The sequence below is a fragment of the Streptomyces sp. ISL-98 genome, from assembly GCF_018614055.1.
GTDB classification, from domain to species: Bacteria; Actinomycetota; Actinomycetes; order Streptomycetales; family Streptomycetaceae; genus Streptomyces; species Streptomyces spiramyceticus.
This window is the reverse complement of sequence record NZ_JAGGPB010000085.1, coordinates 1-6,695: the sequence shown is the minus strand read 5'-3', so window position 1 is coordinate 6,695 and position 6,695 is coordinate 1. Positions and strand designations below refer to the sequence as shown.

The window sequence follows — 6,695 nt, the reverse complement described above, 5'->3', positions numbered from 1 at the left end:
CACACTCCGGGGGGCACCTCACCTTGCGCGTCGTCCGCCGGCAGACCACCAGCCAGGCGGGACTTTCCCCCCTCCCGGCTCACCCGGGCGCTAACGCAGACCCTGCATGAAATCACCGAACGTCTCCTGGAACCAAGACGGTTACGGTCCAACCCGCGAGTGATCAAACGCAAAATGTCCAACTGGGCGCTCAAACGCACCGAACACAACAATCCGCCTCGCCCGGACACCCCCGTCGTCGTCCTTGCCAAGCCCACCAAAACAGCCCCAACCCCACGGACGAAGCCCTAAAACACCGGTATTGGGCCTAGGCCGTGTCTGATAATTGATCTTGTGGCTGGTCGAGGTGAACTGACGGATGCGGCGTGGGAGCGAATACAACCGCTGCTCCCTGCAACGGATGGGCGGGGTCGGCCCTGGCGGGATCACCGGCAGGTGATGGACGGGGTGTTGTGGCGGTTGCGGACCGGGGCTCCGTGGCGTGATCTGCCTGAGCGATACGGTCCGTGGCAGACCGTCTATGAGCGGTTCGCCCGCTGGGAGACAGACGGTACCTGGGCCAGGCTGCTGGAGCACGTTCAGGTCCGTGATGACGCCGTGGGGAAGGTCGAGTGGACCGTGTCGGTGGACTCCACCGTCAACCGTGCCCACCAGCACGCGGCCGGTGCCCGCAAAAAGGGGAGCCAGGCGAGGACAAACTGGAAGATCCGCAACGCTCGGCGGCGCGGCAGGCCCTCGGCCGGTCCCGGGGCGGCTTGACCACCAAGGTTCACCTGGCGGTCGACGGGCGGGGCCTGCCGTTGTCGATCGCCCTGACCCCCGGGAACGTCAACGACTCCACGGTGTTCGAGGCGGTGCTGGACGGCATTCGCGTTCCCCGGGCCGGGGCGGGCAGGCCCAGACGCAGGCCTGACCGGGTCCTGGCCGACAAGGCGTACTCCTCACGGGCCATCCGGGCCGGCCTGAGACGCCGCGGGATCAAGGCCACCATCCCCGAACGCTCTGACCAGGTCGCCAACCGGCAACGACGGGGCAGCCTCGGCGGACGCCGCCCCGCCTTCGACCAGGAGGCCTACAAAGACCGCAACGTCGTCGAACGCTGCTTCGCCCGACTCAAACAGTTCCGGGCAGTCGCGACCCGGTTCGACAAACTCGCCACCCGCTACCAGGCCGCACTGCACCTGAGCTCGCTCATCCTGTGGCTCCGCGACTCCACAACATGATGATTTGTCAGACACCACCTAGCACTGCGGGCATGAGTGCCTGATGCCGTACGTAGCGGCGGGAGGCGATGTGTCATGAGCGTGGATTGGCAGCTCAGGCAATCCGGGCCGGCCGATGGCGAGGAAACCTTGCTGTTGCTTCCTGGCGGTATGTGCAGCGCGGGATCCTACGCAGAGGTGATGGCGCAGCCCACCCTGGCGGGGATGCGACTGGTTGCTGCGACGCTGCCCGGCCATGCTGGCGCACCGCCGCCGGACGACTACAGCGTCGAGACTTATGCGCGGCTCACTGGCGATCTTGCGGCGAAAGTCAGCGCCGATGTCGTCGTCGGATTCAGCATGGGTGCCTGTGTCGCGCTCGAGATGGCCGCCTCCGGCGAGTTCACGGGACCGACAGTGCTGCTCGGCATCAGCCTGTCGCCCGCAGACGAGCCAGCGTTCTTCCGCGCCCTTGTGCGGTTGGGAGATGTGTTCGGCGGCCTCCCATCCGCAGTGCTGGCCAAGGGCGCAGCAACGATGGTCAAGCGGGCATCCTTGTCCGCCGAGCGCCGGGCCGAACTGCGTGACGACTTCGCCAAGAACGTTCCGCAGGACATGCGGCACGCTCTACGTGAGTACGTACGGTGGCTGCATCGCCACGAACATCCGGCTGAGCGGCTGTGCGAGGCAGGCGTCCCGACCTGGATCGTCCACGCTGAGAAGGGCGACGGCGGACTCACCGACGATGAGCGGCGCATCCTCAAGGCGTGCCCGCATGCACACTTGGTGACCATTCCGGGTGCCGTGTTCTTCCTTCCGAACGAGGTTCCCGACCGGATCGCCGAAGTTATCGTCGAGGCAGTCGCCCGTGCTCGTCGCTGACACCGTGTTTCTACGGTCCGTCTTCCACTGCTGGCGCCAGCGCAGGGAAGCCAATGTTGCGCCACATCACCCCGAGTTTGATCTGCCCAGGTGACGACCAGCTGGTGACCGGTCTCGCCCTCGCAGCCCGCAGCAGGAAGTCCGCCTGACGGCCTCTGTCCAAGCCGAGCACCCAGCGCGGGCGGCATCGTGCTTCAACGCACCGGGTTCAAAAACACCTAATCAGCAGCCGTCACTGGGTGACGCCTCTACGTGACGCCAATGCTCCCCGGGATGACGAACCGCCCGCCCTGCCGCCCCTTGGTGATCTACAGGTCGAGCACCGCGCGCAGGGCCTGGCTGACGCGTTCCATGGCCGCCGGCTCCACGCTGCCGAGCAGCTGCCCGCCGTCGAAGCGCGCCGTTCGCAGTTGCTGGAGGTTGACAGCGACCGCGGTGCAGGGCAACGGCTCGTTGAGCACGACGGACATGGCGGTGTCCGGGTAGCGCCCGGCGGGGTGCAGCACGATCGCGAGGACCGCGCCGTATGCCTGTTCCAGGCCGTCGAGCGAGACGAGGAGGACATTGCGGCCGTCGGTCAGCGTCCAGATTTCCCCGCGCTTCACAGAGTGTCGCCCTCGCCGCACAGGTCGTCGCCGAGGCCGAGCCCGGCGAGTTGCTGGGCAGCGTCGAGCACAGCCTGTCGACGTGCGGCGCGCACGATGTAGGCGTTGAGGGACAGACCGGCAGCCTCAGCGCCGGCACGGATCGACGGGTCAAGGTCATCCGGGATTCGCAATGTCATGACAGCCATGCCACCACATTAGCAACCGCAGAGCGGTGCCAGTCAGTGGTGGCGCTCGGTTTTCGCTTGTACAAGCGAAGCGTCCCGGAAACGGTCGTATTGGGACGACGGGCCGCCGCGTACGCCAGCGTCCGTCATGCCGTCCCGAAAGCGTCCCGGAACCCGCAGCAACCGAGCGCGCCGTCTCCGGTCCTGCCTGGAACCGCACAGGTCACCCCTATGGCGGGCACCGAGCGCCGAAGCGCGCAGATCGGTGAGGTACTGGGAAGGGAACACGTCTCAGACCAGGAGGGCATGTCATGGGTGACCAGAAACAGAACGGCTCAGACGAGAGCCGCGAGAAGAGCGGACAGCCGACCGACGCTCCGGAGGAGTCCTATGAGGACTACGTCGAGGACACACTGTCGATGTCGACGATGAGGGGGGGAGGCCTCAGCGAGGCTGAGTCCGAGCTCACCAGCTTCACTGATAAAGAATGATCCCTGGATGCACGGCGCCCCCGGTCAGCATCGGCTGTCGCCGGGGGCGAACAGGCTTGTGACCTCGGCAATCGCCTCCGAGGATCGCACCGAAGCGCTGGCCGTACAGCTCGCCAGCACCCACGCGCTGCTCGCCATCGCGTACGCCGTGTTGGAGACCGGCTACGACATCGACAACGTGCGTTCCGCCATCGAGTCGGCCTGACGGCCTCTGGCAGCCAGCTCGTGAACGTGCGGGGTGGAGTTGCACGGCTACACCCCGCACACGTTCTCGGCTATGCCCAGTCGAGTCCGAGTTCGGCGAGCGCGGTGAGCTGCTGCTCGCTCAGGCGGTCGCGGCGGTTTTTTAGGTTGGACAACCAGATGCCGAGCCGTACGGACGTGCCATCAGGAAGTTCTTCACTGTGCCCGCGCGGCACGACGGTGCGGGCCTCGCGTGCGATGTACTGCGTAGCCCAGGCAGATAGGCGACCTGGCAGCCCATGTCACGGGCGACTGCCAGCGGCAGGGCGCCAATGGAGGCTGGCTGGTCGACCACCACGAGCACGGTGCCGTGCTTGGCCTGCAGCTTGCCGAAGACCTCGCGGAGCTTGGGTTCGCTGTTGGGCAGGCGCTTGTCGAACGCCTTCTTCCCGACCGGTGTGACGGCGGTGGCGTGGTGTTCGCCCTTGCCGACGTCCAGGCCGAGGAAAGCGCCGATCTCACTGACGTCGATCACGTGCATCCTCCGGTCGTTCCCGCCCGGCCGTCCCACGGCACCGATCGCCACATCCACATTACGAAGAGCCTCCCGACCTGCGAAGAAGCCGGTGGTCATGCCCCTGCGGTCTGTCGATGCCTCCGGAGCCGGTGACACCACCCCCCAGGCCATGCGTTCGACAGGGGGAGAAAGTCATGCCAACTCCGGAGGCCGGGCGCCCCATTGCGGGGCCACCAAGAAGGTAATGGGGGGCGGAGAGGCGCCGCCGTCAGAGTGGCAGGCCGAGGCGGTGGGCCAGGCCCCGCAGGTTCCGGGCGGTGAGGAACTCGACGGTGTTCCTCACCGGCGCGTTGGCGTGGATGCGCTGGGGGGGGCGATCTCCTCGGCGGTCAGCAGGGACGACGCCCGTGAGGCCGCTACTCGCGACACGCTCTGGCAGTGCTCGCGAACCCCGGGCGCCGAGCCGAGAGTGTGTCCATGCCGACGCAGCCAGGACAGCCCCCGGCGAGACCACGCCAAGAGACCCCCCAAGAACGGGCCGACCGCAACCTGGTCGAGCTTCTACAGGAACTCCGCGTCGTCCAGACCGGCGTGCAGATCATCTTCGCCTTCCTGCTCGGCATCGCCTTCACCAGCCGTTTTTCACAGCTCAACCGCGTCCAGATCGGCACCTACATCACGACGCTGCTCCTCACCGTTGTGACCTCCGCTCTCCTCACCACCCCCGTAGCCCTGCACCGAGGGCTGTTCCACCGCGGCGCGAAGACCCGCATCGTGGCCCTCTCCGCCCGTCTTGCCCAAGTCGGTCTCGTTTTTCTGGTGCTCGCCCTCAATGGTGCGGTCCTGCTCCTGATGGATGTTGTACTTGGTACAACCGCAGCGATCATCACCACCGCCGTCACCGTCGTGATCTTCACTGGCCTATGGTTCGTGCTGCCCTGGATGCTGCGCCGTCCGTAATCTGCCGTCGGCTGGAGCCGCCGTGTGCGCCGGTCCGGGGTGACCAAGGACATGCCGCTGGGTCGTACCTACCGGGCTGTCTGCTTCGATGAAGGGCGCTGTGCCCACCACGCAAGGAGCAGACCCTGAACACGTCTCTTGCGGAGGCATTGTCGGTCGGCCTGCTGGTGGTGGTGCTGGCCTGCGCGGTGATGCGGCCGTGCGGCTGGCCGGAAGCGGTGGTTGCGGTACCGGCGGCAGGTGTGGTGAGTTAAGTACCTGTGTCTACTGAGCTTGTTGGCGTGTTGTCGTTGGGGGCTGACGGCGTGTGATCGTTGCGGTATGCCGTTTGTATGAGGTATCTGCAGGGTGGTGGGCTGACGCCTGAACGACAGGCGTTTCGTGAGCGGATCCGGATGGAGGCCGCCGAACGGTTCGGCGCCGGCGCCTCCAACGCGGAGGTCGCCAAGGACTTACGGGTGAGTGTGCGCTCCGTTCAGCGGTGGCGCCGGGCCTGGCAGGACGCCGGCACGGACGGTCTTCGGTCGGTGGGGCCGGTGTCGCTGCCCAAGCTGAGCGAGAAGCTGTTCGAAGTGCTCGAGCAGGAGCTGGCCAAGGGCCCGGTCGCGCACGGCTGGCCGGACCAGAGCTGGACGCTGGCGCGGATCAAGACGCTGATCGGGCGCCGGTTCCACAAGAGCATGATGCTCTCGGCCATCGCGCAGATGCTGCACCGGCACGGCTTCAGCCATCAGGTGCCGGGCCGCCGCGCGGTGGAGCGCAACGAGGAAGCCGTCACCGGCTGGGTGAAGGAGGCCTGGTCCCAGGTGGAAACACCGTGGCGGCGCTCGGGGCCTGGCTGTGCTTCGAGGACGAAGCCGGCTTCTCGATGACGCTGCCTACCGCCCGCACCTGGGCCAGGCGCGGACACACACCGGTCATCCGGGTGCGGGGACGCTCGCAGCGCCGCATCTCGATCGCCGCCCTGGCCTGTTACAAGCAGGGAGAACGATCGCGCGTGATCTACCGACCCAAGCGGCACGTGGATCACAAGCGGGGCGGTCGGCGCAGTTTCGCCTGGACCGACTACCGCGACCTGCTCATCGCCGCCCACCACCACCAGCTCGGCGGCCCGATCGTGCTCGTCTGGGACAACTTAAATGTGCACAAGGACGCCCGGCTGCGGGCCTTCATCGACGCCCACGACTGGATCACCTGCTACTTCCTGCCGGCCTACGCACCCGACCTCAACCCCGTCGAGGGCATCTGGTCACTGCTGCGACGCAGCAGTCAGTCCAACACCGCCTTCGTCGACCCCGACCACCTGATGCGCACCCTCCGGCACGGCCTACGCCAGATCCAATACCGCGGCGAACTTATTGACGGATGCCTCGCCGGAACCGGACTCACCACGACGACATCACGCCAACAAGCTCAGTAGCTGCCTTTTGGCACGATGACGGCTATGAGTCCCCAACGGCATCCCGATGCGGGAATGGCAGTCCACCGGCTCGGTTCCGACCAGACAGCCGCAGACGTCCGTGCAGCGAGCCGACTTGTTTCCGCGCGCTATCCGGAAACGATCGGCGCGGTGCTGGGCGGTTCCGCCGCACGCGGTCAGTCCACTCCCAGCAGTGACCTCGACATCACAGTCCTTCTCCCTGATCACGGCATGAGACGTCGTGAGGTGCTGAGGTGACTCCTGTGGT

General features: G+C 66.6%; 9 protein-coding genes and 2 pseudogenes. 8 read left to right on the top strand and 3 right to left on the bottom strand.

The genetic code is table 11. The annotated features are described in order from the left end of the window. The first annotated feature begins 333 nt into the window (after window positions 1-333). A pseudogene (locus J7I98_RS37835) lies at window positions 334-1,245 on the top strand (IS5 family transposase). Between the two features lie 53 nt (window positions 1,246-1,298). Further along, entirely contained in the window at window positions 1,299-2,084 is a 786-nt protein-coding gene (locus tag J7I98_RS37830) for an alpha/beta fold hydrolase (RefSeq protein WP_214929601.1), read from the top strand. Between the two features lie 308 nt (window positions 2,085-2,392). On the opposite strand, the gene J7I98_RS37825 is transcribed toward J7I98_RS37830, so the two are convergent. Together J7I98_RS37825 and J7I98_RS37820 are read right to left on the bottom strand one after the other, a co-directional pair. Beyond that, a complete protein-coding gene (locus J7I98_RS37825) occupies window positions 2,393-2,689 on the bottom strand; it encodes a hypothetical protein (RefSeq protein ID WP_214929600.1) in 297 nt (98 codons plus the stop codon). Beyond that, window positions 2,686-2,877 carry a toxin-antitoxin system HicB family antitoxin gene (locus J7I98_RS37820; protein WP_251021778.1) on the bottom strand — a complete coding sequence of 64 codons (192 nt, stop codon included), beginning with the start codon at window positions 2,875-2,877 and terminating at the stop codon, window positions 2,686-2,688. The genes J7I98_RS37825 and J7I98_RS37820 overlap by 4 nt, the downstream gene beginning before the upstream one ends. 290 nt (window positions 2,878-3,167) lie before the next feature. Here J7I98_RS37820 and J7I98_RS37815 point away from each other — a divergent pair, with 290 nt between their 5' ends. Next, the gene (locus J7I98_RS37815; protein WP_214929599.1) at window positions 3,168-3,347 is read left to right on the top strand and encodes a hypothetical protein; all 180 of its coding nucleotides are present in this window, start codon (window positions 3,168-3,170) and stop codon (window positions 3,345-3,347) included. A 7-nt stretch (window positions 3,348-3,354) separates the two neighbouring features. Further along, window positions 3,355-3,552, top strand: a complete 198-nt coding sequence (locus J7I98_RS37810) for a hypothetical protein (protein ID WP_214929598.1) — start codon at window positions 3,355-3,357, stop codon at window positions 3,550-3,552. Window positions 3,553-3,798: 246 nt separating this feature from the next. Here J7I98_RS37810 and J7I98_RS37805 read toward each other — a convergent pair. Further along, a pseudogene (locus tag J7I98_RS37805) lies at window positions 3,799-4,071 on the bottom strand (transposase); the annotation flags it as partial. A 453-nt stretch (window positions 4,072-4,524) separates the two neighbouring features. Here J7I98_RS37805 and J7I98_RS37800 point away from each other — a divergent pair. The 4 genes from J7I98_RS37800 (at window position 4,525) to J7I98_RS37785 (ending at window position 6,685) form a co-directional block, all read left to right on the top strand. Continuing rightward, a complete protein-coding gene (locus tag J7I98_RS37800) occupies window positions 4,525-5,007 on the top strand; it encodes a DUF6328 family protein (protein ID WP_214929597.1) in 483 nt (160 codons plus the stop codon). A 332-nt stretch (window positions 5,008-5,339) separates the two neighbouring features. Then, window positions 5,340-5,879 carry a winged helix-turn-helix domain-containing protein gene (locus J7I98_RS37795; protein WP_214929596.1) on the top strand — a complete coding sequence of 180 codons (540 nt, stop codon included), beginning with the start codon at window positions 5,340-5,342 and terminating at the stop codon, window positions 5,877-5,879. Beyond that, a complete protein-coding gene (locus J7I98_RS37790; protein ID WP_251021779.1) occupies window positions 5,876-6,427 on the top strand; it encodes a transposase in 552 nt (183 codons plus the stop codon). Before J7I98_RS37795 ends, J7I98_RS37790 begins: the two co-directional genes overlap by 4 nt. Before the next feature lie 15 nt (window positions 6,428-6,442). Continuing rightward, window positions 6,443-6,685, top strand: coding sequence for a nucleotidyltransferase domain-containing protein (locus J7I98_RS37785; RefSeq protein WP_308378075.1), 243 nt, complete (start codon window positions 6,443-6,445; stop codon window positions 6,683-6,685). The last annotated feature ends 10 nt before the right edge of the window (window positions 6,686-6,695 follow it).